General features: G+C 60.9%; 23 protein-coding genes. 10 read left to right on the plus strand and 13 right to left on the minus strand.

Translation table 11 applies throughout. The features are described from left to right. The first annotated feature begins 113 nt into the window (after nucleotides 1-113). A complete protein-coding gene (locus DYE40_RS00305) occupies nucleotides 114-347 on the plus strand; it encodes a hypothetical protein (protein WP_115307223.1) in 234 nt (77 codons plus the stop codon). A gap of 87 nt (nucleotides 348-434) precedes the next feature. Here the strand turns inward: DYE40_RS00305 and ypfJ are convergent, their stop codons facing one another. Together ypfJ and DYE40_RS00315 are read right to left on the minus strand one after the other, a co-directional pair. Next, a complete protein-coding gene (ypfJ, locus tag DYE40_RS00310) occupies nucleotides 435-1,274 on the minus strand; it encodes a KPN_02809 family neutral zinc metallopeptidase (protein ID WP_115307224.1) in 840 nt (279 codons plus the stop codon). Nucleotides 1,275-1,338: 64 nt separating this feature from the next. Beyond that, nucleotides 1,339-1,731 (minus strand): RNA-binding S4 domain-containing protein, encoded by a 393-nt coding sequence (locus DYE40_RS00315; RefSeq protein ID WP_172461172.1) that lies wholly within the window; start codon nucleotides 1,729-1,731, stop codon nucleotides 1,339-1,341. A 176-nt stretch (nucleotides 1,732-1,907) separates the two neighbouring features. Between DYE40_RS00315 and DYE40_RS00320 the strand changes: the two genes are divergently transcribed. From DYE40_RS00320 to DYE40_RS00360, 9 genes are all read left to right on the plus strand, one after another. Then, nucleotides 1,908-2,867, plus strand: a complete 960-nt coding sequence (locus tag DYE40_RS00320) for an acetyl-CoA carboxylase carboxyltransferase subunit alpha (RefSeq protein ID WP_115307225.1) — start codon at nucleotides 1,908-1,910, stop codon at nucleotides 2,865-2,867. A 120-nt stretch (nucleotides 2,868-2,987) separates the two neighbouring features. Further along, nucleotides 2,988-3,581: a hypothetical protein gene (locus tag DYE40_RS00325; protein ID WP_115307226.1), complete on the plus strand. Its 594-nt coding sequence runs from the start codon at nucleotides 2,988-2,990 to the stop codon at nucleotides 3,579-3,581. Nucleotides 3,582-3,704: 123 nt separating this feature from the next. Beyond that, nucleotides 3,705-5,300: an FAD-dependent 5-carboxymethylaminomethyl-2-thiouridine(34) oxidoreductase MnmC1 gene (gene mnmC1, locus DYE40_RS00330; RefSeq protein ID WP_115307227.1), complete on the plus strand. Its 1,596-nt coding sequence runs from the start codon at nucleotides 3,705-3,707 to the stop codon at nucleotides 5,298-5,300. Nucleotides 5,301-5,462: 162 nt separating this feature from the next. Then, nucleotides 5,463-5,933, plus strand: a complete 471-nt coding sequence (locus tag DYE40_RS00335; RefSeq protein WP_115307228.1) for a Dps family protein — start codon at nucleotides 5,463-5,465, stop codon at nucleotides 5,931-5,933. A 95-nt stretch (nucleotides 5,934-6,028) separates the two neighbouring features. Then, complete coding sequence (locus tag DYE40_RS00340) at nucleotides 6,029-7,126, plus strand: metallophosphoesterase (RefSeq protein WP_115307229.1); 1,098 nt, start codon at nucleotides 6,029-6,031, stop codon at nucleotides 7,124-7,126. Nucleotides 7,127-7,234: 108 nt separating this feature from the next. Continuing rightward, nucleotides 7,235-7,909, plus strand: coding sequence for a TIGR02117 family protein (locus DYE40_RS00345; RefSeq protein WP_115307230.1), 675 nt, complete (start codon nucleotides 7,235-7,237; stop codon nucleotides 7,907-7,909). A 633-nt stretch (nucleotides 7,910-8,542) separates the two neighbouring features. Continuing rightward, nucleotides 8,543-10,273: a sulfatase-like hydrolase/transferase gene (locus DYE40_RS00350; protein ID WP_115307231.1), complete on the plus strand. Its 1,731-nt coding sequence runs from the start codon at nucleotides 8,543-8,545 to the stop codon at nucleotides 10,271-10,273. A 101-nt stretch (nucleotides 10,274-10,374) separates the two neighbouring features. Continuing rightward, nucleotides 10,375-10,794, plus strand: a complete 420-nt coding sequence (locus tag DYE40_RS00355; protein WP_115307232.1) for an HIT family protein — start codon at nucleotides 10,375-10,377, stop codon at nucleotides 10,792-10,794. Nucleotides 10,795-11,038: 244 nt separating this feature from the next. After that, nucleotides 11,039-12,202, plus strand: coding sequence for an LD-carboxypeptidase (locus DYE40_RS00360; RefSeq protein WP_115307233.1), 1,164 nt, complete (start codon nucleotides 11,039-11,041; stop codon nucleotides 12,200-12,202). A gap of 50 nt (nucleotides 12,203-12,252) precedes the next feature. Here the strand turns inward: DYE40_RS00360 and DYE40_RS12450 are convergent, their stop codons facing one another. The 11 genes from DYE40_RS12450 to DYE40_RS00410 form a co-directional block, all read right to left on the minus strand. After that, nucleotides 12,253-12,396: a hypothetical protein gene (locus DYE40_RS12450; RefSeq protein WP_172461173.1), complete on the minus strand. Its 144-nt coding sequence runs from the start codon at nucleotides 12,394-12,396 to the stop codon at nucleotides 12,253-12,255. Then, a complete protein-coding gene (locus DYE40_RS00365; RefSeq protein WP_115307234.1) occupies nucleotides 12,393-13,775 on the minus strand; it encodes a nucleobase:cation symporter-2 family protein in 1,383 nt (460 codons plus the stop codon). The genes DYE40_RS12450 and DYE40_RS00365 overlap by 4 nt, the downstream gene beginning before the upstream one ends. A gap of 215 nt (nucleotides 13,776-13,990) precedes the next feature. After that, complete coding sequence (gene dnaG / locus DYE40_RS00370; protein ID WP_115307235.1) at nucleotides 13,991-15,757, minus strand: DNA primase; 1,767 nt, start codon at nucleotides 15,755-15,757, stop codon at nucleotides 13,991-13,993. Nucleotides 15,758-15,812: 55 nt separating this feature from the next. After that, nucleotides 15,813-16,001: a hypothetical protein gene (locus DYE40_RS00375; protein ID WP_115307236.1), complete on the minus strand. Its 189-nt coding sequence runs from the start codon at nucleotides 15,999-16,001 to the stop codon at nucleotides 15,813-15,815. Between the two features lie 116 nt (nucleotides 16,002-16,117). Continuing rightward, nucleotides 16,118-17,245 carry a bifunctional 3,4-dihydroxy-2-butanone-4-phosphate synthase/GTP cyclohydrolase II gene (ribBA, locus tag DYE40_RS00380; RefSeq protein ID WP_115307237.1) on the minus strand — a complete coding sequence of 376 codons (1,128 nt, stop codon included), beginning with the start codon at nucleotides 17,243-17,245 and terminating at the stop codon, nucleotides 16,118-16,120. Nucleotides 17,246-17,349: 104 nt separating this feature from the next. Further along, complete coding sequence (locus tag DYE40_RS00385) at nucleotides 17,350-19,014, minus strand: AMP-binding protein (RefSeq protein WP_115307238.1); 1,665 nt, start codon at nucleotides 19,012-19,014, stop codon at nucleotides 17,350-17,352. A 60-nt stretch (nucleotides 19,015-19,074) separates the two neighbouring features. Then, nucleotides 19,075-20,820, minus strand: coding sequence for a potassium/proton antiporter (locus DYE40_RS00390; protein WP_115307239.1), 1,746 nt, complete (start codon nucleotides 20,818-20,820; stop codon nucleotides 19,075-19,077). A 217-nt stretch (nucleotides 20,821-21,037) separates the two neighbouring features. Continuing rightward, on the minus strand, nucleotides 21,038-22,141 hold the full coding sequence (locus DYE40_RS00395) for an NnrS family protein (protein WP_172461174.1): 1,104 nt from the start codon (nucleotides 22,139-22,141) through the stop codon (nucleotides 21,038-21,040). Then, nucleotides 22,134-22,826: an ATP-binding cassette domain-containing protein gene (locus DYE40_RS00400; protein WP_172461175.1), complete on the minus strand. Its 693-nt coding sequence runs from the start codon at nucleotides 22,824-22,826 to the stop codon at nucleotides 22,134-22,136. The genes DYE40_RS00395 and DYE40_RS00400 overlap by 8 nt, the downstream gene beginning before the upstream one ends. Then, nucleotides 22,826-23,623: an ABC transporter permease gene (locus DYE40_RS00405; RefSeq protein ID WP_115307242.1), complete on the minus strand. Its 798-nt coding sequence runs from the start codon at nucleotides 23,621-23,623 to the stop codon at nucleotides 22,826-22,828. The genes DYE40_RS00400 and DYE40_RS00405 overlap by 1 nt, the downstream gene beginning before the upstream one ends. A 62-nt stretch (nucleotides 23,624-23,685) precedes the next feature. Further along, nucleotides 23,686-24,399, minus strand: coding sequence for a hypothetical protein (locus DYE40_RS00410; RefSeq protein WP_115308214.1), 714 nt, complete (start codon nucleotides 24,397-24,399; stop codon nucleotides 23,686-23,688). Nucleotides 24,400-24,405 lie beyond the last annotated feature (6 nt).

Raw genomic sequence — 24,405 nt, forward strand, 5'->3', positions numbered from 1 at the left:
CTTGTCTATGCGCAGCCCAAGCGGCTTTGCGGGCGCGGTGGCTGCACAGATTCCGAAGATACGTTAGAATGGGGCAGTTTCCGGTTGTTTTTTATGGTTTTTGAGAATAAAAAATGAATTTTGCACAAAAACAGAAAATATCCCGCTTTATCAAACTGGCGGTGCTGCTGCTGGTTGTGGCGGTAGGCTGGCGGCTTTACGGCGATATGATTAAGGAGAAAGCGGCGAAAATTCCTTCGCCGACCGAGGGTTTCGACAAGCCTAAGGATTGGGACGGGCGCGTGCGCAAGACCATCGAGTGTCAGGAGAAGGGGCAAAACGGCTGCCGGAAGAAAACGGCGCAGTAGCCGCACCTGCCCGGGCTGCGGGTTAAAAGCAACAGGCCGTCTGAAAAAGGTTTTCAGACGGCCTGTTTGCTGTTTGCAGAGGGCGGTTTAATCGGCGGCAAAGGTGTCGCACTGCTTGATGTCGCCGCTTTCGAGGCCGCGTTTGAGCCAGTACATGCGCTGTGCGGAAGATCCGTGGGTAAAGCTGTCGGGCACGGCGTAGCCTTTGCTGCGTTTTTGCAGGGTGTCGTCGCCCACGGCTTCGGCGGCGCGGACGGCTTCTTCGATGTCGCCCGCTTCGAGCAGATCCTGCCGCTGCGCGTATTTCGCCCACACGCCGGCAAAGCAGTCGGCCTGCAGCTCGAGTTTGACGGAGAGGCGGTTGGCTTCGGTTTTGCCGACCTGCTGCTGCATTTGGTGTACCTGCGGCAGGATGCCGAGCAGGTTTTGCACGTGGTGGCCGACTTCGTGGGCGATGACGTAGCCGAAGGCGGTGTCGCCGGCCGCTCCGAGTTTGCTGCGCATTTCTTCGTAGAAGGAGAGGTCGAGATACACTTTTTTGTCGGCCGGGCAGTAGAAAGGCCCCATTGCGGCCTGGCCGGTGCCGCAGCCGGTGTGGGTGCCGCCGGTGTAGAGGACGAGGGTGGTGGGGGTGTAGCGTGCGTTTTGGCGGGCGAAGTATTCGCTCCATGTTTTTTCGGTGTCGGCCAGTACGACGGCGGACAGTTCTTCAAGCTGCGCTTCTTCTTTGCTGCTGATTTGCACCTGCTGCGTGCCGCCGCCGCCCAATTGCGGCGTGCCGACAATGCCGGACAGATCCACGCCGTAATACGCGCCGACAAGGACGACAATCAGGCCGACAATGCCCATGCCGCCCCCGCCCCCGCCGCCTCCGGAACCGCGTCGGTCTTCGATATTGCTGCTTCGTTCTCTTCCCTGCCAGCGCATGTGGGCTTCCTTTCTGCCGGTTGTTTTAAGGTTTCGATTGCGGGTATGTGTTTTCAGACGGCCTCTACCATCCGCCGCGTTTGACTTTTTCGATTTGGCGGCGGTCGCGTTTGGTCGGACGGCCTTCGGGATAGGCCGTGCTGGCGCGCGAGGCGCGCTCGAGCAGCTTTTGCTCTTCGCGTTTGGCGGCGACTGCTTCGTTTTCGCGGTAGAGCAGGCGCGCTTCGGGCGCGGGGCGGCGTTGGCTGTTGAGCGCGAGGACGGTGATTTCGTACGGCAGCGAGTTGAGCGTCAGGGCAATGGTGTCGCCGGAGGCGATGTTTTTGCTGTTTTTCACTTTCGCGCCGTTTACCAGCACGCGTCCGAGTTCGATGTGCTTTTGCGCCAGGGCGCGGGTTTTGAAAAACCGCGCCGCCCACAGCCATTTGTCCAAACGCATGGTGTTTTCCGCGTCCATGCCGCCTCCTGTCTGCCGGAAAAGGCGGCAGTTTAACATGGCGGATACGGGTTCTGAAAATACGCTTGCCCGCCTGCCGTTTATCGCGTAGATTGCGTGCTTCTTTCGCCAAACGGCCTGAAACCGCGTATCATGCCGCGCGAAAATTTCCTTCCAACGATGAGAGCGTCCCCCGTATGAAGCCCGTCTTTCTTGACTTCGAACAGCCGCTGGCCGAGCTGACCAAAAAAATCGAAGAATTGCGTTTCGTCCAAGGCGAATCCGCCGTCGACATCAGCGACGAAATAGAGCGTTTGCAGAAAAAAAGCAGCGAGCTGGCCAAATCCATCTACGCCAAACTCACTCCCGCGCAGGTGTCGCAGGTGTCGCGCCATCCTCAGCGTCCCTACACTTTGGACTACATCGCCGCGCTGTGCACCGATTTCCAAGAGCTGCACGGCGACCGCCATTTCGCCGACGACCACGCCATCGTCGGCGGCCTGGCGCGTTTCAACGGCGAGAGCGTTGTTGTGATCGGTCATCAGAAAGGCCGCGACACCAAAGAAAAAATCCGCCGCAATTTCGGTATGCCGCGCCCCGAGGGCTACCGCAAAGCCCTGCGCCTGATGCGTTTGGCGGAAAAATTCCGTCTGCCCGTGCTGACTTTTGTCGATACGCCCGGAGCCTATCCCGGCATCGGTGCCGAAGAGCGCAACCAGTCCGAAGCCATCGGCCGCAACCTCTACGAGCTGACCAAGCTCAAAGTGCCCGTTATCTGCACCATTATCGGCGAGGGCGGCTCCGGCGGCGCATTGGCGATTGCCGTGGGCGATTATGTGAACATGCTGCAATATTCCACCTATTCGGTGATTTCGCCCGAGGGCTGCGCCTCGATTTTGTGGAAAACCGCCGAAAAGGCGGCCGATGCCGCCGCCGCGCTGGGCATTACCGCCGACAGGCTCGCCAAGCTCGGCCTTGTCGACAAAGTAATCGAAGAGCCTTTGGGCGGGGCGCACCGCAATTACGAAGAGCTGACGGACAGGGTGCGCGAAGTGTTGTCCGAACAGCTCCGCGCGGCACAGGATATGCCCTTGTCCGACCTGCTCGACCGCCGTTTCGGGCGCATTATGGCCTACGGGCAGTTTGTTGAAAAATAATCCCGCAAGGCCGTCTGAAACCGTGTTTTCAGACGGCCTTTTTCTTTGTTCCGTCATAGCGGGACAAAATAAAGAACTGCGGCCTTGCCGCGCATTGCCGTTTTTTGAAAGGATTTGCCGATGAAAAGCATATTTAAAGCACTCCTTGCCGCCGCTCTGCTGCTGCCCTGCCTCGCCTTTGCGGCGGGCAAAGGTGCGGGCGAGAAGCTGCGTACGCCGAAGCTGCCCGCCGGATTTGCCGCGGTCTTCCGCGACAACAGCAACGGTGTGGACATGACCGAATATGTACCCAAAGGACAAAGCGTTGAAAAATGGCAGGAAATGATCACCATCCAAGTAATGGGCAGCAAGCAGCGCCCCAGTGCCGAGGGGATCTACCGCTTTATTTCCCAAAGCTGGATAGGGGTCTGCGGCGACGGAAGCGTGCAGAAAACCGAAGTCCCGCCCACCCTCAACGGCTATCCTGTGATTGCTTGGGTGGCGGGCTGTCTGAACAATCCGCAAAGCGGTACGCCCGAATTTACCTTCTTCAAAGCCATCGAAGGCCGCGACGCGCTCTACATCGCCCAATACGCCTTCCGCCACGAGCCCGACTATGCCGAAGCCGACCGCGCCTCCCGCTACCTGAGGGCTGTCAGCGTCTGCGACAGCCGCGTCAAAGCGGGCGAACCGTATTCCTGCGCGGGCGGCAAAGCCGGCGGGAAGAAAAAATAAGCGTTGCAGGCCGTCTGAAAGCTGTTTTCAGACGGCCTTTCGGTTTTTTCCGGCCGCTACGGCCCGCACCGCACGCCGCCGTCTGTCTGCCCGTCATACCCGCACCATCGAAAGGAATCTGCCATGACCGCCGTTTGGAATGCTCCGCCGCCGCTTGCCGGGCTGGTTCGCGCGGCAGGGCGGCACCGTGTTTTGGCCGTGTGCCTGCCCGATTTGCGCCTGCCTGAATTTGCCGCTTCCGCCACACCCTGCGAAACGGAACGGCGTTTTCTCGAACGCTGGCCGCAGCAGTCGGCCTGCGTGCAGTTTGCCGCGCCCAACATCCTGCACGGACTGCTGCCCGGCTGCGCGCTGTGGCTGATGCCGCCCGTTTGCGCCGCCCGTCTGCACGAGCATTTTTCAGACGGCCTGCAATGGCAGACGGAGCCTGTGCCGCAAACCGCCGCCGCGCCGCAGAAGCCGTGGTACCGGCCGTCTGAAAACGCGGGCGGAAAGCCGCCGCAGCACGTTGCCGTGGTCGGCGCGGGCATTGCGGGGGCGGCCACGGCCTATGCGCTGGCCGTGCGCGGCGTGCGCGTTACCGTACTCGAAGCCGCCGCTGCCGCCCACGCCGCCAGCGGCAACCGCCAGGGTTTGCTGTATGCCAAAATCTCCGCACACGACACCGCGCAGACCGAGCTGCTGCTTGGCGGCTACGGCCACAGCCGCCGCCTGCTCGACGCGCTGCTGCCCGAACGGGAAAACTGGCAGCCCTGCGGCCTGCTGCATCTGAACCACAACCCCGCCGAAGCCCGCCGCAACGCCGGCCTCGCCATGCAGACGCACCACAGCCATCTTTATCGCGGCGTGAGTGTGCATGAGGCAGGCAAAATCGCGGGCATCGATGTGTATTCAGACGGCCTCTACTGGCCGCAGGGCGCGTGGCTGCACCCGCCCGCGCTGGTACGCGCCCTGTTGGCGCATCCGAACATCACGCTGCACGAACACACGCCGCTGCTTGCGGCACAATGGCAGGACGGCGCGTGGCGGCTGCAAACGCCTGCGCACAGCTTCTCTGCCGCACACATCGTCTACTGTACCGGCGCGGACAGCCCGCGCCTTCCCGCTCTGTCGGATTTACCCTGGCAGCTGATACGCGGCCAAACCGGCCTGGCCGCCGCCACAGCCTATACAGGCCGTCTGAAAACCGCCCTTTCCGCCGCCTGCTACATCAGCCCCGCGTGGCAGGGCCTACACTGCTACGGCGCGAGTTTCACCCCGCACGACAGCGGCAGCGGCTGGCGCGAAGCCGACGAAGAACACAACCGCCGCGAGCTCCTGCGCCTGCACCCGCAGCTTGCCGCAGAGCTTGCCGCCTCTCCTGCGGGCGCAGGCCATGCCGCCGTGCGCTGCGACAGCCCCGACCATCTGCCCTGCGTCGGCCGCCTTGCCGACTACGCTGCGATGAAGCGGCTGTATGCCAAACTTGCCCACGACAAAAACTATCCGCTGCATGATTCCTGCCCCTATCTGCCCAACGCCTGGGTCAATGCCGCCCACGGCAGCCGCGCTCTGGCCACCGCGCCGTGGTGTGCCGAGCAGCTTGCCGCCGAAATCCTCGGCCTGCCGCAGCCCTTCTCCCGCCGCCTGCGCGAAGCCCTGCACCCAAACCGCCACATCGTCCGCGCCATCGTCCGCAGCCATGAAGCAGGGCAGGGCGTTTCCCCGTTCGGGAAATAGTTTTATAAAAACTATCAAAATGTAAAAACCGATAAACAAAATTGACTGCAATAACGATAAACCTTATTATCCGCATCATTCGCACGGCAGAGGCCGTCCGAACGAAAAAGCCGCCGGCCAACCGCCGCCGGAATGTCCGCCAAACCAACCAAGGAGTCCGTTATGAGCATCAACATCGGTATGACCGACCGGCAGCGCGAAGACATCGCCAAAGGCCTGTCCCAACTGCTTGCCGACAGCTACACCCTCTATCTGAAAACCCACAACTACCATTGGAACGTGCGCGGCCCGATGTTCCACAGCCTGCACACCATGTTTGAAACGCAATACAACGAGCTTGCGCTGGCGGTGGACGAAATTGCCGAACGCATCCGCGCCCTCGGCTTTCTCGCGCCGGGTTCGTACAGCGAATTTGCCGCCCTCTCGTCCATTAAAGAAGGCAACAGCCAAAACGACGCGCACACCATGATCCGCGAGCTGGTGGAAGGCCAGGAAACCATCGTCCGCATCTGCCGCGAAATCTTCCCGCTGGCGGAAGAAGCCGCCGACGAACCCACCGCCGACCTGCTGACCACCCGTATGCAGGCACACGAAAAAACCGCCTGGATGCTGCGCGTGCTGCTCGAGAAGTAAACACAGGCCGTTTACAATGGCAGGCCGTCTGAAACCTTTTCAGACGGCCTCAAAGCGTACAAAGGCCGTCTGAAAACCTCCTCCCGAGAACCGATATGAACCATCCCGAAATCTTTATCGCCGTCGTCATCGTATTGCAGCTCTTCACCTACGGGCTGGGGCGTTCGCTGCAATGGCTGTTTGCCCCGCTGCTCGGGCGGCGCGGCCGCATCCGCCTGATGGTGCTGGCCTTTTTCGTTTCAGACGGCCTCCTGGCAGGCCTGCTGCTGCAACTGGGGCATTTCGTTTTCCGCGTGATGGCCTTTTGGATGGTGCTGCTGCTGTTTGTCATGTATGCCGCGCTGGCCACCTTCCTGCTCCACCTGCTGCTGCGCCGCCTGATGCCGCAGGCGCATCTTGCGCGCGCCCTGCGCCTGTTTGCCCCGCTGGCCGTTGCCGCCCTGTTCGCATGGGGTCTGTACAACGCCTACACCCCCGTCGTGCGCCACCAAAGTATCGTCATCGGCAAAAAGCTCGACCGCCCGCTGCGCATCGCCATGGCCGCCGACACCCACCTCGGCATCCTCGTCGGCAGCCGCCAGCTCGACCGCCTCGCCGCGATCATGGCGCAGGAAAAGCCCGACATCATCCTGCTGCCGGGCGATTTGATGGACGACAACGTACAGGCCTACCGCCGCGAAAACATGCGCCCGCATCTGGCACGGCTCCGGGCACCGCTGGGCGTATATGCCACTTTGGGCAACCACGACCTTTTCGGCGACGAAAAAGCCATCTACGAAGAGCTGGAAAAAGCGGGCATCCGCGTCCTGGCCAACCGCGTTATCGAAAAAGACGGCCTGCTCATTGCCGGACGCAACGACGATATGGACAAAAAACGCCCGAGCACCGAAAAGCTGCTGGCCGGACACGACACCACCCGCCCCGTCATCCTCCTCGACCACCGCCCGACGCAAATCGAAGAACACAGCCGCCTGCCCGTGGACATCCAGGTTTCCGGCCACGTCCACAACGGCCAGGTCGCCCCTGCCAACCTCATCGTCCGCACCCTCTACCGCCTGCACTACGGCTATGAAAAAATCGGCAACGGCCACTTCTTCGTAACCTCCGGCTACGGCTTCTGGGGCATCCCCCTGCGGCTGGGTTCGCAGGCCGAAGTATGGATTATCGACGTAAGCGGCAGCCCGCCCGCCTGAACGCCGCCGCAGGCCGTCTGAAAACCGTGCGGACGGCTGCGGCGGCCAATCCCACGGCACATTCCGCCTCCTTTTTATTCCGCCCACCTTTTTCAGACGGCCTGTTTCATGCGCACCCTCCGCAAAATCCTTATCCGCGCCACCCTTGCCCTGCTTGCCGCAGCAGCAGCCTATTTCGCCGCCGCATGGCTGCTCTCGTCGGTCGTTATGCGGGAAAACCGGAGCGGCAGCGGCATTACCCTTTACCTGCGCAGCAACGGCGCACACGCCGACATCGTCATGCCGCTGGCAAACGGCACATACGACTGGCGCACCGTTGCCGATCCCGCCGCCACCGCCGCTCAAAGCAAGGCCTACCGCTACATCGCCGTCGGCTGGGGCGAGCGCGACTTCTACCTCAACACCCCGCGCTGGCGCGACCTCACCGCCGCCACCGCCGTCCGCGCCCTCAGCGGCGCAAACCGCACCCTCATCCACACCGCCTATTCCGCCGAGCCGCCCGCCGAAGGCGCATACGCCGTGCGCTTCACCGTATCGCACGAACAATACCGCCGCCTGGCAGAAAACCTCGCCGCACATTTCAAACGGCGCAACGGCCGCACCCTCCCCGTTTCCGGCGCACACTACACCCCCGACGACGCATTCTACGAAGCCGAAGGCCGCTACCACCTTTTCAACACCTGCAACAGCTGGCTCAACCGCCGACTGGCCGAAAGCGGCCTGCGCTCCGTCGTTTGGACTCCTTTCGCCGCCCCGCTGCTGGATGCCTACCGACAGCCGTGAGGCCGTCTGAAATGCCGTGGTACGTTTTTTTCAGACGGCCTCTGCCGTTGCCGCAAAAACCGCGTGCGTGGCAGAGCTGCAAGCACGCGCCCCGATTCCTCACCGTAGGGTGTGTCGCCGAAGCGACGCACGCGTTTTTTGTGTCGTACAAAGCATCAGGCCGTCTGAAATACCGAGGTACGTTTTTTAACGAAGCACGCGCCCCGATTCCGCATCGTAGGGTGTGTCGCCGAAGCGACGCACGCGTTTGACATTATTCGGGTACAGAGGCCGTTTGCCGCTCTCCGAAAAAAAACCGCGTGCGTGGCAGAGCCACACACCCTACACAAATCCCCCGTAAAGTGTATTGCCCAAAGTCGGCGCACGCGTCCCCAAAACCCGCAGCAAATTCCACCGTAGGGTGTGTCGCCAAAGCGACGCACGCGTTTGACATTATTCGGGTACAGAGGCCGTTTGCCGCTCTCCGAAAAAAAAAACCGCGTGCGTGGCAGAGCCACACACCCTACACAAATCCCCCGTAAAGTGTGTTGCCCAAAGCCGGCGCACGCATTCCCAAAACCCGCAGCAAACCCCACCCTACGCGGGGTAGGCCGTTTGGGCTACAATGCCGCCTTTTTTCCGCACCCGAGAGCCATGCACTACATCCTGCTCGCCCTGTTCGCCGCCGCCGCGCTGGCCGTCGGCGGCAAAGCCCACTACCGCTGGACGCGCTTTTTTGCCGCCTGCCAGTTCGTCTTCTTCTCCGGCCTGATGTTCGCCGCCTGCGGCCAGTGGCAGCGCGCCCTCAATTTCGCCTGCGTGCTGTTTGTCGTCCTCATCCTGTTCCACCGCCTGAAAATCCACTATTACAAACAGCCGCTGCTGGTGTCCGACTTCCTGCTTGCCTTCGACTGGCGCAACTGGGAAACGCTCACCCACTACAAAGGCGCGATTGCCGCCGTGGCCGGCCTTGTCGGCATACTTGCCTACGCCCTGTTCGGCTGGTCGGGCGCGGCGGTTGCAGACGGCATTTGGCGCATCCTTGCCGCCGCCGCCGCCGCCGCCGCCCTGCTGCTGATGGTGCGTTACACCAAAGACAAACGCGCCGTGCAGGTATGGCTCGACTCGCTGCCCGACGACGGCCGCGACGTGTTCCTCAACCTGCCCATGTCCTGCCGCAGCATCTTCTTCAAAACGCCCGAATTTGACGGCGACGGCGAACGCTTCCGGCAGCTTGCGGCGGAACAGAGGCCGTCTGAAACAGAACAGGACGGCGCAGACAGGCCCGACATCGTCGTCTGTTTGCAGGAATCCACTTTCAACCCGCACAACATCGCCCTGCAAAGCCACAATCTGCCGCCCATGCCCATGTTCGACCCGCAGCCGGACACCCGTTTTGCCGCCCCTTTGCGCGTACACACCTTCGGCGGCGGCACTTGGAAATCCGAATTTGCCCTGTTGGCCGGCGTGCCCTCCACCGATTTCGGCGCACAGGCAAGCGGCGTGTTTTATTCCGTCGTGCCGCATCTTCGGGGCGGCCTCGTCCAAAACCTCAAAGCCCACGGCTACTACTGCGTCGCCCTCTCGCCCTTTACCAAAGGCAACTACAACGCCAAAGCCGCCTACGACCACTTCGGCTTCGACCTCGTCCTCCAGCCGCAGGAACTCGGCTACCCCGCGCCGCTGAGCAAAAACCTCTGGCACATCGGCAGCGGCGAAATGCTGTATTACGCACAGATGATTCTGGAAAAACGCCATCCCGCGCTGGAACAGATTGCGCAGCCGCTGTTTGTCTATGTGCTGACCATGAAAGAACACGGCCCCTACCGCAGCGACACGCCCAACCGTTACGGCCTGGTTTCAGACGGCCTGTCCGACAAAGCCGTCGGCAGCCTCAACGACTACGCCGCCCGCATCGCCGATTTGAATCTGGCCACCGAAGATTTCAACCAATGGCTGCAACGGCGCGCCGCCGGTGTTGCCGCCGCTCCCGATGCTGCGCAAAACGGTTTTCAGACGGCCTCGCCATCACAGAGCCGCACCCCGCCGCGCGACTATGTTTTCGCCTATTTCGGCGACCACCAGCCCAATTTCGAACACTTTTCCCTGCCCGTGCAAAGCGGATTTGCCCATCCCGAATACCTGACCCAATGCGCCGTCCGCAGCAGCCTGCGCCACACCCCGCCGCCGCACGGCCTGCTTGATCTCGCCCTGTTCGGCAGCGTGGTTTTGGAAACCGCCGGCCTCGAAGCGAAAGACGGCCTGATGCAGGCCAATGCCGCCATCCGCCGCCTGGCCGACGGCCGCCTCGAAGACTGTCCCGACCGCCGGCTTGTCGGCGACTACCGCGATTATCTCTACCGCCATTTGAAAATCACCGGCTGAGGCGGCAAAGGCAGAGGCCGTCTGAAAACCCGCGCCGCCGCGCATCCGCCGCCGTCCGCCCGTTTGGGCTACAATGCGCCTTTTTTTGCAGCAGGTATCCGATGGAAAATTGTCCGATTTGCGCCGCCGCCGGCGAAGAAGTTTTATGGAGCAACGCCAAAATGCGTGTGATTGCCGTGCACGACGAAGCCAACGCCCCCGCGTTCTGCCGCGTTGTCTGGCAGGAACACATTGCCGAAATGACCGACCTTGCCCCCGCCGAACGCGGCGAACTGATGGACACCGTCTGGCGGCTCGAAAGCGCGATGCGGCAGGTGCTGCGGCCGGCCAAAATCAATCTGGCCAGCTTGGGCAATGTTGTGCCGCACCTGCATTGGCACGTTATCGCGCGTTTTGCCGACGATGCCTGTTTCCCCGCCCCGATATGGGCGGCGGCGCGGCGCGATGCGGAGCCGGCCCTGCCCGAAGGATGGACGCGGCAGGTGGCCGCGCTGCTGGCGGCGGATGCCGGAACATCCTGATTGTTTCCCGGCCATGATGTGCCGCCGCACAGCGTTGCAGCCGTCTGAAAAAAGCCCTGCGCCCCACGCAGAGCCGGAAACGGGGCGGGGCAGGGCAGGGCGGACTCGGGATTCCGACTGCCGTATGTACGCCGGAACAAAATAAAAAAAGATACAAGGCGCGGCCGGGCCGCAGATTGTTTGTTTTGTTTCGCTATCCCGCCCGTTTTTTGTTTTACCTGTGCCGTATGAAAGGATTTTTAAGATGAATTGGCAGATTTCGCGCCGCAGCCTGTTCCGTGTTTCCGCCGCCATGGCGGGCGCGGGTGTTTTGCAGGCCTGCACCGGCGGCACGCCGCCCGTGCAGCCCCAGATTGCGCCCAAGCCGCAGCCGCAGCCCGCGCCCGTGCGCCAAAGCGGCGGCAATACCCTGCGCATTGCCGCGCCCTCGGGCTTCGCCCCCGATCCCGCACGGGCGCAGACGGGCATCGAACGCCTGCAAAACGCGGGTTTCGCGGTGGAAAACCCGGCGGCCGCCTTCCGCCGCTACCAGCGTTTTGCCGGCAGCGATGCCGAACGGATTGCGGATGTGCAGGATATTGCCTCGGGACGCGCCGCCGTGCCGAAAGTGCTGATGGGGCTGCGCGGCGGCTACGGGGCACAGCGGCTGCTGCCGCATATCGATTTTGCCTCGCTCGCATCGAGAATGCGCGAACACGGCACTTTGTTTTTCGGCTTCAGCGACGTGTGCGCCCTGCAACTCGCGCTGCTGGCGCAGGGCGGCTACCCGAGCTTCGCCGGGCCGATGGTGTACAGCGAGTTCGGCAAACCCGTTCCGTCCGCCTATACCATGGATTCGTTTGTGCAATGCACGACTTCCGCCGGCTACACGGTGTCCGTTGCCGCTTTCCAGCAGCACAACGCCAATATCGACGGAACGCTGTGGGGCGGCAATCTGAGCGTGCTGGCCGCGCTGGCGGGCAGCCCCTATCTGCCCGACATCAAAGGCGGCATCCTGTTTCTCGAAGACGTGGGCGAGCAGCCCTACCGCATCGAAAGAATGCTGCAAACGCTGCTGCACGCGGGCGTATTGCAGAAGCAGCAGGCCGTAGTGTTCGGCGATTTCCGCATGGGTTCGATCCGCGATGTGTACGACGGCAGCTACGATTTCAATGCCGTGGTGCAGGCGGTGTCGCGTATGGCGAGAGTGCCGGTGCTGACCGGTTTCCCCTTCGGCCACATCGCGAACAAAACCACCTTCCCGCTGGGGGCGCAGGCGCAAATCCGCAGCACCGGCGGCGGCTATTCCGTGGCCTTTTCCGGCTATCCGGTGTTGGACAAAAACAGCCTCAACCTCGACAGCCTGCTGCCGCAGCCGGATTTTGCCGGCGATACGCCTTTCACAGAAGAAAAAGCGGATTTGGAGTGAACCCGCTGCGGCGGCAATGGAAAACGGCAGATTTTTTCTGCCGTTTTTTGTTATGAGGCCGTCTGAAAACCCAAGCCGCGTGCGTGGCTGCGCCACACACCCTGCACAGGCTGCCAGTGCGAGGGCAGGCAAGAGGCCGTCTGAAAAGCTGTTTTCAGACGGCCTCTTGCCGTTTTGCGCATCTGCGCGTTCACACTTCCAAATCGTCGCTCAGATAAACGCGGCCGCCGCTATCGCGCGGCATCAGCAGGTTCATGACCAGCGCGGCGGTGCCGCCCATGCAGATGGGGTTTTGAAACAGCTCTTTGAGCGGCAGCAGCGCGAATACTTCGGGCTTGAAGCTCACGCCCAGCCCGAGGCCGATGGAGGTGGCGGCGATGACCATTTCGCGGCGGTTGATGCCGTGGCTCATCAGGATGCGCACGCCGGCGACGGTAATCAGGCCGAACATCAGTACCATTGCGCCGCCGATAACCGGGCTGGGGATGGTGGTGAAGGCGCGGCCGACAACGGGAAACAGCCCCAGCAGCACCAAAATGGCGGCAATGTATTTGCCGACATGGCGCGAGGCCACGCCGGTCATTTGGATCACGCCGTTGTTTTGCGCGAAAGTGGTCAGCGGCAGGGATCCGAGCGCGGTGGCGATTACCGACACAAGCCCGTCGGCCAACACGCCGCCGCGCAGCCGCTTGCCGAACGCTTCGCCTTCGTAGTCTTCGCCCGATACCATGGCTGTGGCGGTCAGATCGCCCACGGCTTCAAAAATGCTCAAAAGATAAACCAGCGCGGCCACGAGAAAGGGAACGGGTTGGAATGAAAAGCCGTATTTGAACGGATGGGGCACGGTAATGTCGGGCAGGCCTTTGAGTACCGAAAAATCCACCATGCCCAGATACAGCGCGGCCAGATAGCCCGCCACCATGCCCACGGCGATGCCGCTCATCCGCAGGAGCGGGTTTTTCAGACAATTGAACACCAGCACCACCGCCAGCACGAAAGCGGCCAGGCCGATGTTTTGCAGCGAGCCGAATGAGCCGTCGGCCAAAGCCGCAAAGCCGCCGCCGAATTCGGTAATCGCCACGCCGATGAGGCTCAGGCCGATCATCATCACGACTACGCCGCTGACGGTGGGGGTAATCACTTTTTTCAGATAGGGCAGCAGCCAGGCCGAACCGGCCACCAGAAATGCGCCGCAAAAGGCGATGCCCATCAGCGCGGACATCATGGCATGGACATCCGCGCCCTGTTCCTTCATGCCGCTGCCCAGCGCAATCATCACGCCGACAAAGGAAAAGTTTACCGACTGGATGGACAGCAGCCCCGATCCGACCGGGCCGAAGCGGTTTACCTGTAAAAACGTGCCGATGCCGGAGGACACCATCGCCATCGACACCAGATAGGCCGTCATTTCGGGCGGCAGCTTCAATGCGCCGCCGACTATCAGCGCGGGGGTAATCATGGGGACGAAAATCGCCAGAAGGTGCGTTACCGCACTCAACAGGGCGTTGGCAAAGGGCGGTTTGTCTTCCAGCCGGTAAACCAAATCGGCAGGCTGCTGTGCGGGTGCGGACATATCGTGCTTTCGGGAAAGAGTGGGAAAACGCAGGGCGTATGGCGGGACAAAATAAAAAACTGCGGCTGGGTTTTGCCTTGCCGCATTGTATTTTTTCTATTTTGTGCCGTCAGAAAAACGGCGGCTGCGGATGTGAAGTTTTGCAAAGGCGGCATTATACGGCAGGCAGAGGCCGTCTGAAAAAGGGGAAATATGCGGGGCGTTTATTTTTGCACCTATTTTTGCGCGAGGAGGCGCAGCAGCAGGTTTTTTTCCGTCGGGCTGAGGCCGCCTGCGGCTGCTTTTTGTTTGAGGATTTCGAGCTGGGCGGCACGGAAGGATTTGGCGAGCTTGTCCAGGCCGTCTGAAAAGGCGGTTTCGTCTTCTTCGCCGCCGCCGCCGTCGTCCGTGCCGCTGCGGCGGTAGACGGACTGCAAAACGGCTGCGGTGCAGCTGCCCCGGAAGTGTTCCCAGATTTGCGCATGGTCGGGCAGCTTGGGGCGGCTGCGGACGAAATCGGCGATGTCGGCCAGGCAGGCCGCGTCTTCTTCGAGCGGCAGGTAGTCGGGCAGATCGACGTGTACCGCCCAGGCGGGGTTGGCCATCAGGCTGCGTATGAGGCGTTGGGCGAGGGTGGGCATGGCCGGCTGGCGGGCGGTGCGGGCGGGGAGTTTGTAGCTTTTGGCCTGTACGCGCCGCTGCGGCATTTCCTGTCCGAGCAGCACGGCCAGATCGGCCGGATCGATGCCCACCATTTCGGCCAGACGCTGTTTCAGCAGGAAAGCCAGCGCGGGTGCGGCAATCTGCGCCAGCAGCGGCGAGGCTTTTTTGACGAGTTCGGCCTTGCCTTCCTGCGTGTTGAGCTTGAGGCCGTCTGAAAGCGCGTGCCAGAAATATTCGGACAGGGGTTTGCTTTGGTTGAGGAGCGCGTCTTCAAACTGCGCTTTGCCGTGGGCGCGGATGTAGCTGTCGGGGTCGTGTTCTTTGGGCAGAAAGAGAAAATGCAGCGATTTGCCGTCTTTGAGCTGCGGCAGGGCGTTTTCCAATGCGCGCCATGCGGCTTTTCTGCCGGCCGCGTCGCCGTCGAAACAAAAATAGATGTTGTCGGCCTGGCGCATCAGGATTTTGACGTGTTCGGCGGTGGTGGCCGTACCGAGCGCGGCCACGCCGTAGCCGATGCCGAACTGCGACAGGGCAACCACGTCCATATAGCCTTCAACCACCAAAATCCGCCCCGCGTCTTTAACCGCGGCACGTGCTTCGTACAGGCCGTAGAGGTTGCGGCCTTTGTCAAACAGCGGCGTATCGGGCGAGTTGAGGTATTTGGGTTTGGAGTCGTCGAGTACGCGTCCGCCGAAGCCGACGACTTGGCCGCGTATGTCGCGGATGGGAAACATGATGCGGTGGCGGAAGCGGTCGTAGTGGCGGTTTTGCTCTTCGTTGCGGACGACCATGCCGCTTTCGACCAGCGCGGCGTTGGGATAGGGTTGGAACACTTGCGCGAGCGGCTGCCAGCCGTCGGGTGCGTAGCCCAGGCCGTAGCGGGCGGCGATTTCCGCACTCAGGCCGCGCTTGTGCAGATACTGCTGCGCGGCGGGGGCGGATTCGAGTTGGCGCGTGTAAAAGGCGGCGGCGGCGGCCACGGTTTCTTCCAGCGTCTGCTGCGTTTTTTTGCGCTCTGCCCGCGCTGCGGGATTTTCGCCGCGCCCGCGCGTCTGCGGTACAGCCATGCCGGCGCGGTCGGCCAGATACTGCACGGCTTCGGGAAAAGACAGCCCCTGATATTCCATGACGAAGCCGACGGCCGAGCCGTGTGCGCCGCAACTGAAACAGTGGTAAAACTGCTTACTCGGGCTGACGGAGAAGGACGGGGTTTTTTCTTTGTGGAACGGGCAGCAGGCCATGTAGTTTGCGCCACTTTTTTTCAGCGGCACCTGTTCGTCGATAATATCGACAATATCCACTTTGGCGAGCAGATCTTCTATGAAGTCGGACGGAATCATGGGGCGGGATGGAGGCCGTCTGAAAACCGCACATGGTTTTTCAGACGGCCTGTCGTCATTTTTGGTTTTTACAGAAGAAAAAGTTGTAAGCGGAACGGAAAAGCAGCAGGGCGGGCAGGGTGGCGGCCATACACAGGAAAAAACCGCCGCCGTCGAGATAGCCGGCGATATACAGGGTTCCGAAAATCAGGCTGGCGGCAAAGCTGACGAGGATGGCCATCATGGTGAAAGTGCGGTGGTTCACGGCGTTTTCCTCCGTTTGTCAAAAAGGCGGGGATACAGAAAAACCCCGGGAGCCGCTATGCGGGTGCTGCTTTGTGTGCGCGGCAGGCAGGCTGTCCGCAGGGCGTTGGGCCGTTTTCAGACGGCCTGCATGCCTGATTCTGCGGCAGGCTCGGCGTATTCTTCAAAGCCTTCCACTTCGAGGCCGAAGCCGTTGAGGCCGTTCATCGAGGAGGGTTTGCCCATCACGCGCATTTTTTTCACGCCGAGGCCGGCAAGGATTTGCGCGCCGATGCCGTAGGTTTTCCTGTCCCATTTTTTGATTTGGAAGGCGTTTTTCGGCAGGGTGCGTTCGAGCAGGGCGGCTCCGTCTTCGGTGCGGTGCAACAGGATGGCGATGCCGCTTTCGGCTTGGGCGATGCGTGCGAGTACGGCGGGCAGCGGCCAGGAGTGTTCGGGGGCGGCGTGCAGGAAGTCCATCACGCCGAAAGGTTCGTGTACGCGGACGAGGGTTGCGCGTCCGGCTTGGATTGTGCCTTTGACGAGGGCGAGGTGGGTTTCGCCGGTGAGTTTGTCCACATAGACGTGCTGGCGGAACGCGCCCCAGGGGGTGCGGATTTCGCTGTCGCCCATTTCTTCGAGCAGGCTTTCGTTGCGGCTGCGGTATTCGATAAGGTCGGCGATGGTGCCGATTTTGATGTTGTGGGCGGCGGCGAATTTTTTGAGTTCGGGCATCCGCGCCATGGTGCCGTCGTCGTTGAGGATTTCGCAGATGACTCCGGCGGGGGTCATGCCGCACATTTCGGTGAGGTCTACGGCGGCTTCGGTGTGGCCGGCACGGACGAGTACGCCGCCTTTTTGGGCGCGCAGGGGGAAGATGTGGCCGGGCTGGACGATGTCTTCGGGGCGGACGGAGGGGGATACGGCGGTGCGGATGGTGTGGGCGCGGTCGGCGGCGGAAATGCCGGTGGAGATGCCTTCGGCCGCTTCGATGGACACGGTGAAGTTGGTGCCGTATTGCGCGCCGTTTTTCTGGGTCATCTGCGGCAGGTTGATGCGGTCGACAAGCTCGTCGGCCATCGGCAGGCAGACAAGGCCGCGCGCGTGTTTGATCATGAAGTTGACGGCTTCGGGGGTAACCGCTTCGGCGGCCATAACGAGGTCGCCTTCGTTTTCGCGGTCTTCCGCGTCGGTGATGATGACCATTTTGCCGGCTTTGATGTCGGCGAGGATTTCGGGAATGGGGGAAACGGAAACGGCGGTCATGGCGGGTCTTTCGTGCGGTGCAAAAGCGGCGGATTGTATGCGCGGGGCGGGGTAATGGCAAATGAGGCCGTCTGAAAACGTTTTCAGACGGCCTGTTGTGTTTTTTATTCTTTCGGACGCAGCTCGCGGCGCAGGATTTTGCCGACATTGGATTTGGGCAGCTCGTCGCGGAATTCGATGTCTTTGGGGATTTTGTAGCCGGTCAGCTCGGTGCGGCAGAAGGCGGTGAGTTCTTCTTTGGTGAGCGTGGGGTCTTTGCGGACAACGAATACTTTGAGGGCTTCGCCGGTTTTCTCGTTGGGCACGCCGATGCAGGCGACTTCCATCACTTTGTCGTTGTGGGCGATGACTTCTTCGATTTCGTTGGGGTAAACATTGAAGCCGGACACGACGATCAGGTCTTTTTTGCGGTCGACCAGTTTGAGCCAGCCTTTTTCGTCCATCACGGCGATGTCGCCGGTTTCAAGAAAGCCGCGCGCGTCAATGGCTTTGGCGGTTTCTTCGGGGCGGTTCCAATAGCCCTGCATGACTTGGGGGCCTTTTACCCACAGTTCGCCCGCCTGTCCCTGCGGCACGAGCTTGCCGCCGGCATCGCGCAGCTCGATTTCGGTGGAGGGTATGGGCAGGCCGATGCCGCCGCCGAATGTTTCGATATTCAGCGGGTTGCAGCACACGCCCGGGCTGGCTTCGGTCAGACCGTAGGCTTCGACGATGGGGGTGCCTGTTACGGCTTTCCATTTTTCGGCCACGGCTTTCTGCGTGGCCATGCCGCCGCTGAGGGTGAGGCGCAGGTTGGAAAAATCGACGGCGGCAAAACCGGCTTGGTTGACGAGGCTGTTGAAGAGGGTGTTTACGCCGACAAAAACGCTGACGCGCTCTTTTTTCATGTCGCCGATAAAGCGTTTCATGTCGCGCGGGTTGGTAATCAGGATGATTTTGGAGCCGGCATCGGTAAATATCATCAGGTTTACGGTAAGCGCGAAAATGTGGTAGAGGGGCAGGGCGGCAATCACGGTTTCCCCGCCCTGGCGGAGCTGGTTTTTAATCCATTCGGCAGCCTGCATCATGTTGGCGCAGATGTTGCCGTGGCTGAGCACTGCGCCTTTGGCCACGCCGGTGGTGCCGCCGGTGTATTGCAGGAAGGCGGTGTCTTCGCGGGAAATGTCCACTTTTTCAAACGGCTGCGCCGCGCCCAGCTTCATGGCCGTGTTGAAGGAAACGGCGTTCGGAATATGGTATGCGGGTACCGCTTTTTTGATTGTGCGCAGGACGAAATTAACCAGCGTGCCTTTCAGCAGGCCCAGCATATCGCCGGCGGAGGCGACGATGACGTGTTTGATCTGTGTGTGCGGCAGCACCGTTTCCAGCGTGGCGGCGAAGTTTTCCAATACGACGATGACGGACGCGCCGCTGTCTTTGAGCTGGTGTTCCAGCTCGCGCGGGGTGTAGAGCGGGTTGGTATTGACCACGGTCATGCCGGCCTGCAACGCTCCGAACAGGGCCACCGGGTATTGCAGCAGGTTGGGCATCATCACGGCGACACGTTCGCCGCGCGGGAGTTTGAGCACGTTTTGCAGGTAGGAGGCAAAATCGGTAACCAGCTTGGCGGTTTGGGCATAGGTCAGCACTTTGCCCATGTTTTGGAAGGCGGGCTTGGCGGCGAATTTCTCCGCACTTTGGCTGAACACGTCGCTGACGGATTTGTAGCGCGTGATGTCGATTTCGGCGTTTACGCCGGGTTCGTAGCTTTGGAGCCAGATTTTTTCCATGTCGGGTCTTTCGTGATTTTGTTGCTGCAAAAACGTATTTTGAGGCCGTCTGAATGCTTTTCAGACGGCCTTTGCGGCGGCGGCCGTGCCGTTTTCGGGCATTTTCAGGCCGAGCAGGCGGATTTGGGCTTTGTTGTCGAGTTCTCTGACGGTGATTTGGAAGCCGTCTATCAGGATGCGGTCGCCGGCCACGGGCATATCGCCGAAGTGGCGGCGGAAGAGTTCGTCCAGGCTCAGGCCGCGTTCGGCTTCATCTACCGGCAGGCCGTACACTTCGGCCAGATCGCCCACCACGGTGTCGGGATTGAGGCTGAACGCGCCGAAGAAGCTGCGTTCGGCGCTGTCGGCGGCGGCAAACTGTTTGGCGAAATCGTCGCCGAGCTTTTCGTCGAGGATAAACCATACTATGTCGCCCGCCTGCATTTGGGTGCTGGGCAGTATGTTTACCGTTTGGCCGCCGCGTATCAGGGCGAATGTCCGGCCGTCTGAAAAGCGGTCGCGCGTCATGGCCGAGGGATGGCTGCCGGCGGCATCCGATCCTTCTTCCACTTTGAACGACTGCAAAGACACCGCCAGTTTGTCGGCCAGCCAGATTTCGCGCTGCGCCAGCGGCTCGGGGCGCGGCGGCAGCACGACTTTGAGCAGGCGGGCGAACCCGGGAATGGTGGAGCCTTGAATCAGCAGCGACAGAATCACCACGGCAAAGGCCACGTCAAACAGCATCAGCGCGTCGGGCACGCCCGCCATCAGCGGTGTAATCGCCAGCGTAATCGGCACCGCGCCGCGCAGGCCGACCCAGCTTATGTAGGCCACTTCGCGCGGCTTGTAACGGAAGAATTTGAGCGAGGTCCACACCGCGATCGGGCGGGCGACGAGAATCAGGAAGGCGGCGATTACGACGGCGTTCAAGCCGTTTTCCAGCAGCCGCGCAGGGCTGACCAGCAGGCCCAGCACCAAGAACATCGAGGCCTGTGCCAGCCATGCCAAGCCGTCCATCACGTTTAAAACGTGTTCGGTGGAGCTGTTGCGCGAGTTGCCGATGAACACACCAGCCAGATACACGGCGAGGAAGCCGCTGCCCCCCAACAGGTTGGTGGTGGCGAAAACCAAAAGCCCGCCGGAGGCGATAAGGATGGCATACAGGCCTTCGGCCAGGCGGATGCGCTCGAGCATCCGCGCCAGCACTTTGCCCGCCAGATAGCCGAAGAGCAGCCCCAGTCCGAGTTGTTTGAACAGGAGGGTCAGCATTTGCGCCAGGCCCGTTTCGGCGGGGTTCATAATCAGCCCGATCAGCGCGCTGACCAAAAGAATCGCCATCGGGTCGTTGCAGCCGCTTTCCAATTCCAGCGTGGCCAGAATACGGGAATTGAGGCGCACGCCGCTGCTGCGCATCAGGGAAAATACCGCCGCCGCGTCGGTGGAGCCGACAATTGCCGCCATCAGCAGACCCATGCGCCAGTCGATGTTCAGGAAAAAGGTGGTAAACAGGCCGAGCAGGGCGACGGTGGCAATCACGCCCCAGCTTGCCAGAACGACGGAGGGTTTGATGGCAAGGCGGAAGCTGTCGAATTTGGTGCGCAGGCCGCCGTCGAGCAGAATCACCGCCAATGCAAGCTGTCCGACCAGATTGGCGGCGGCGAAATTGTTGAACTGCAGGCCGCCCAAACCTTCGCCGCCCGCCAGCATCCCCACGCCGAGGAAGACCAAAAGCAGCGGCATGCCGAAACGGGTGGACACGCGCGAGGCAACGACGCTGATAAACAGCAGTAGGGCGATAATCAGGAAAAAAGTATTGAGTGAATCCACGGGCGGGCTTTCTTCGGTTGCGGGTTATCGGACGGTGGGGGGAGTTGTGCGCAGCAGTTTGGTTTATCCGGCCGGGTTGCGGCTGTGCCGGATAAAAATCCGGATTGTGCGGCCTGCGGGCGGATGCGGGCAAAACGGACGGATTCTAGCATAGGAATACGCCGTATCAGGCGGCAAAGGCCGTCTGAATATCGTTTTCAGACGGCCTTTGCCGCGTTTATTCGGGGTCGGGATCGTCGCTGAATGCGTTTGCGCGGAAAATCGGGATGAAACAATACAGATACAGCGCGAACGCGGCAGCCAGCAAAACGGCGGGCGCAGCCATCAGAAACAGCGGATGATACGCCTGCAAAACGGTGCGGCAGACGGCGGCGGCGGCCAGGCAGACAAAGGCGGCAATGGCGGGGGCGGGATAGTCGAGGCGGGCAAAGCCGCTGTGGCGCAGTCCGGCGGTGAGGAAGATCAGCATCACCGCGCCGAGCATCGCGCCGACGGTAATCAGGTGCAGCGGCGCACCCTGCGGTTTTTCCAGCAGCGTACACGCGCCCAGCCAGAGATAGCCGAGTGCGGCGGCAAGCTGGATGAGGTAGTAAAACGCAACGTAGTGTTTGCGCAAAAGCTCCCAATGGTGCAGCTCGCGCAGCTTGGCGAGCACGGTGAAGCCGGCAGCCAGAGCCATAAACCCCGCCGCTTGCGCGGGCAGCAGCAGTTCGGCGGCGGCATACAGCAGCAGAAACAGGATGGCGGTGTTTTTATAGACGAAATTGGGGATGAACACCGGGTCTTTCAGACGGCATTCCTTCAAGGCTTCCGCGCCCAAGACGATGCTCACGCGGAAAGAAACCAGCATCACGGCGGCAATGTTGAGATGAACCAGAGTGCGCAGCAAACGCCAGTCGCCGGTGTGGGCATAGGCCGTCTGAACGGCGGCAAACAGGGCAAGCAGCAGCAATACGGCAAACTGTTTGCTATTGCGTCCGCGCCACACCAGCCAGGAGCAGAAAAGAAACAGGATTATCCAGCAGGCGGCGGCGGCAAACGCGGAGGCCTGCGGGAAAAACGGCAGCGACAGGGCGGCAAAGGCCAGCGGCGCGGCGAGGATGCAGCCTATGGTTTTCAGACGGCCTGTATAGTCCGTCCAATCGGGCATGGCGGTCAGCAGAAAGCCGCAGTAGGCCGCCACGGGCAGCAGCTGCAAAAACACCAGCCGGTGAAACAGCACCGCATCGCCGCGCAGAAAAAACGATGCCGCGCCGGCCACGGCCGCCGCCGCCGCCGCCGTGAAAAACGGCCGCATCGGATGGGTAAAGAATTTACTCATAGTAGCGCACCCCGCCAAATTCGCGTGCCGCAACGGCTTCTTCGTAAGCCGAATCGCGCCGGTGCAGCGGCTCGGGCAGGAAAATGGTTTTTTCCACCCCCATGCCCTTGGGGGCAAGCAGCATGATTTCACGGCTCAGGCGCACGGCTTCAAAGCGGTCGTGCGTAACCAGCAGGCAGGCCCAGCCTTCGCGCTCGATTTTCTCCACCAGCATCGCCGCCAGCACATCGCGCAAATCCCTGTCCAATCCGACAAACGGCTCGTCGAGCAGAGCCAGGTCGCAGCCGCACAGCATCAGCCGCAAAAACGCCACCCGCTTGGCCATGCCGCCCGAGAGTTCGGCCGGATATTTGTGCAAATCGCCCGCCGTCAGCCCCACTTTTTCCGCCAGCGCGAGGATTGCGCCTTCATCCGCCCGCTCCATAAACACCGCGATGTTCTGCATCGCCGTCAGGTTGTCCGGCAGGCGGTTTTCCTGAAACAGAAAACCCGTTTTGCGGAAGGTGTTTTTCAGACGGCCTGATTTGGGTGTTTCCAGCCCCGCCGCCAGCCGCAGCACCGTGGTTTTGCCGCAGCCGCTGGGGCCGAACAGCGTTTTGACTTCGCCCGCATTGAGCGACAGCGAAAAATCGCGCACCACCGCATCGCGCAGAATATCGAAACGCAGATGTCTGATTTCCAGCATCACCTTCTCCACGGCATAAACAGAATTTCCAAAGGCTTGATGACCAGGTATTCGAACAAGGCCACAAATGCCACCACCAAAACCACATAGGCCATCACGGTAGAGGTTTCCAACATTGCCCGCGCGTCGGCAATCTTTGCCCCTATGCCCTCGTCCGCACCCAACAGCTCGGCCATAATCACCACTTTTACCCCCATCGCCACCGCCACGCCCACGCTCGAAATCAGATAGCCCGTGAGGTGCGGCAGATAGAGATAGCGGATTTTTTTCACCAGCCCCAAACGGTAAGCGTCAAACAATTCTTCGTTTTTCTTGTCCACGCCGGCCATCCCCACCGCCGCGCCGGAAAAGGTCAGCGGCGTAACCAGCACCACCACGGTAAACAGCACGCCCGGATTGCCGAAGCCGAACCAGAACAAAGCCATCACCACCCACACAATCGGCGGCATCGCCAGCAGGATTGTCATCACCGGCTTCAACAAGGCCATTGCGGTTTTAAACCGTCCGGCCAAAAGGCCGGCCGCCACGCCCGCTGCCAGCGCAATTCCGATACCCGCTGCCGCCCGCCACAGCGACACGCCGATTCCGGCCGTCTGAAACTGCCGCAGCAAATCCCAAGCCTGTTCAAACACAGACAAAGGCGGCGGCAGCATAAACCCGCCGAACACTTCGCTGCCCCAGGCCCACAAGGCCACCGCTGCCATCGCCACGCCCAAGCCGGCAAAGCCGCTCCAAAGATAGTCGGCAATGTAAAACAACACGGGCTGCGGCTTGCGGATTTTGTCGGTTTTAATCATGGCGGTGTACGGGGTACAGGCCGTCTGAAAACGGGAAACAGGTTTTCAGACGGCCTTTTGGTTTATTCGGACAGGATTCTGTAAACGGCTTTGGCAATAAAGGTTTCGTAATCGTTGCAGATCAGGCCGCTGCCGAAATCTGCGGCAACGGGCGCGGTGTGCAGGGTTAGGCTGTCGTTTTGCACTAAATCAAGATACTGCCGCACATAAGCGTTTTTGTCGGCAGGGGTGTCGGTTTCGGGTAGGGCAAGGACATACAGCAGGGTTTTGGCAGGCGGATGCACCCATGCCGGATTGTTGTCGTACGAGAGTTTTCGGTATTTGTCCAAATGATGGGCATGAAAGGTTTCCCATTTGTCGAATCCGCCGTTGTTTTTGTAATAGGGAAGTTTGGCGGGAATAATGAAAATCTGGAAATAGGGAGTATTGCTGCTCTGGATATTGGCGGTTTCGCCGAGCATGTTTTCAAAGTAGTTGTTGGCGTTTTGCGCGTAGTTCTGCATCACGAATTTGACGGCGATGCCTGCAACAGCCTTGTTTTGACGGTTTGTTACGGCAATATCCACGTTTTTGTCGATATACCGCCCTTTAATCCGCCCTTCTTTGCCCGTGCCGTAGCCGAGCGATTGTACGGTGTAGTCTGCGCCCAGTCTTGCGGCCAAATCTTCGGCAATGGATCCGTGCAGGATTTTCAGTTTTTCGTTGCTGTGCGAACCGGTTTCTAAAAATCTGACAAACGATTTTTGTAAAACTTTTAAAAACCGAATGTTATCCATATTGCT

The sequence above is a fragment of the Kingella potus genome, assembly GCF_900451175.1.
Lineage (GTDB): Bacteria > Pseudomonadota > Gammaproteobacteria > Burkholderiales > Neisseriaceae > Neisseria > Neisseria potus.

Coding starts and splice junctions, on each gene's coding strand:
- DYE40_RS00305 (WP_115307223.1), top strand. CDS start 114: ATGAATTTTGCACAAAAACAGAAAATATCCCGCTTTATCAAACTGGCG.
- ypfJ (WP_115307224.1), bottom strand. CDS start 1,274: ATGCGCTGGCAGGGAAGAGAACGAAGCAGCAATATCGAAGACCGACGC.
- DYE40_RS00315 (WP_172461172.1), bottom strand. CDS start 1,731: ATGGACGCGGAAAACACCATGCGTTTGGACAAATGGCTGTGGGCGGCG.
- DYE40_RS00320 (WP_115307225.1), top strand. CDS start 1,908: ATGAAGCCCGTCTTTCTTGACTTCGAACAGCCGCTGGCCGAGCTGACC.
- DYE40_RS00325 (WP_115307226.1), top strand. CDS start 2,988: ATGAAAAGCATATTTAAAGCACTCCTTGCCGCCGCTCTGCTGCTGCCC.
- mnmC1 (WP_115307227.1), top strand. CDS start 3,705: ATGACCGCCGTTTGGAATGCTCCGCCGCCGCTTGCCGGGCTGGTTCGC.
- DYE40_RS00335 (WP_115307228.1), top strand. CDS start 5,463: ATGAGCATCAACATCGGTATGACCGACCGGCAGCGCGAAGACATCGCC.
- DYE40_RS00340 (WP_115307229.1), top strand. CDS start 6,029: ATGAACCATCCCGAAATCTTTATCGCCGTCGTCATCGTATTGCAGCTC.
- DYE40_RS00345 (WP_115307230.1), top strand. CDS start 7,235: ATGCGCACCCTCCGCAAAATCCTTATCCGCGCCACCCTTGCCCTGCTT.
- DYE40_RS00350 (WP_115307231.1), top strand. CDS start 8,543: ATGCACTACATCCTGCTCGCCCTGTTCGCCGCCGCCGCGCTGGCCGTC.
- DYE40_RS00355 (WP_115307232.1), top strand. CDS start 10,375: ATGGAAAATTGTCCGATTTGCGCCGCCGCCGGCGAAGAAGTTTTATGG.
- DYE40_RS00360 (WP_115307233.1), top strand. CDS start 11,039: ATGAATTGGCAGATTTCGCGCCGCAGCCTGTTCCGTGTTTCCGCCGCC.
- DYE40_RS00365 (WP_115307234.1), bottom strand. CDS start 13,775: ATGTCCGCACCCGCACAGCAGCCTGCCGATTTGGTTTACCGGCTGGAA.
- dnaG (WP_115307235.1), bottom strand. CDS start 15,757: ATGATTCCGTCCGACTTCATAGAAGATCTGCTCGCCAAAGTGGATATT.
- ribBA (WP_115307237.1), bottom strand. CDS start 17,245: ATGACCGCCGTTTCCGTTTCCCCCATTCCCGAAATCCTCGCCGACATC.
- DYE40_RS00385 (WP_115307238.1), bottom strand. CDS start 19,014: ATGGAAAAAATCTGGCTCCAAAGCTACGAACCCGGCGTAAACGCCGAA.
- DYE40_RS00395 (WP_172461174.1), bottom strand. CDS start 22,141: ATGAGTAAATTCTTTACCCATCCGATGCGGCCGTTTTTCACGGCGGCG.
- DYE40_RS00400 (WP_172461175.1), bottom strand. CDS start 22,826: ATGCTGGAAATCAGACATCTGCGTTTCGATATTCTGCGCGATGCGGTG.
- DYE40_RS00405 (WP_115307242.1), bottom strand. CDS start 23,623: ATGATTAAAACCGACAAAATCCGCAAGCCGCAGCCCGTGTTGTTTTAC.
- DYE40_RS00410 (WP_115308214.1), bottom strand. CDS start 24,399: ATGGATAACATTCGGTTTTTAAAAGTTTTACAAAAATCGTTTGTCAGA.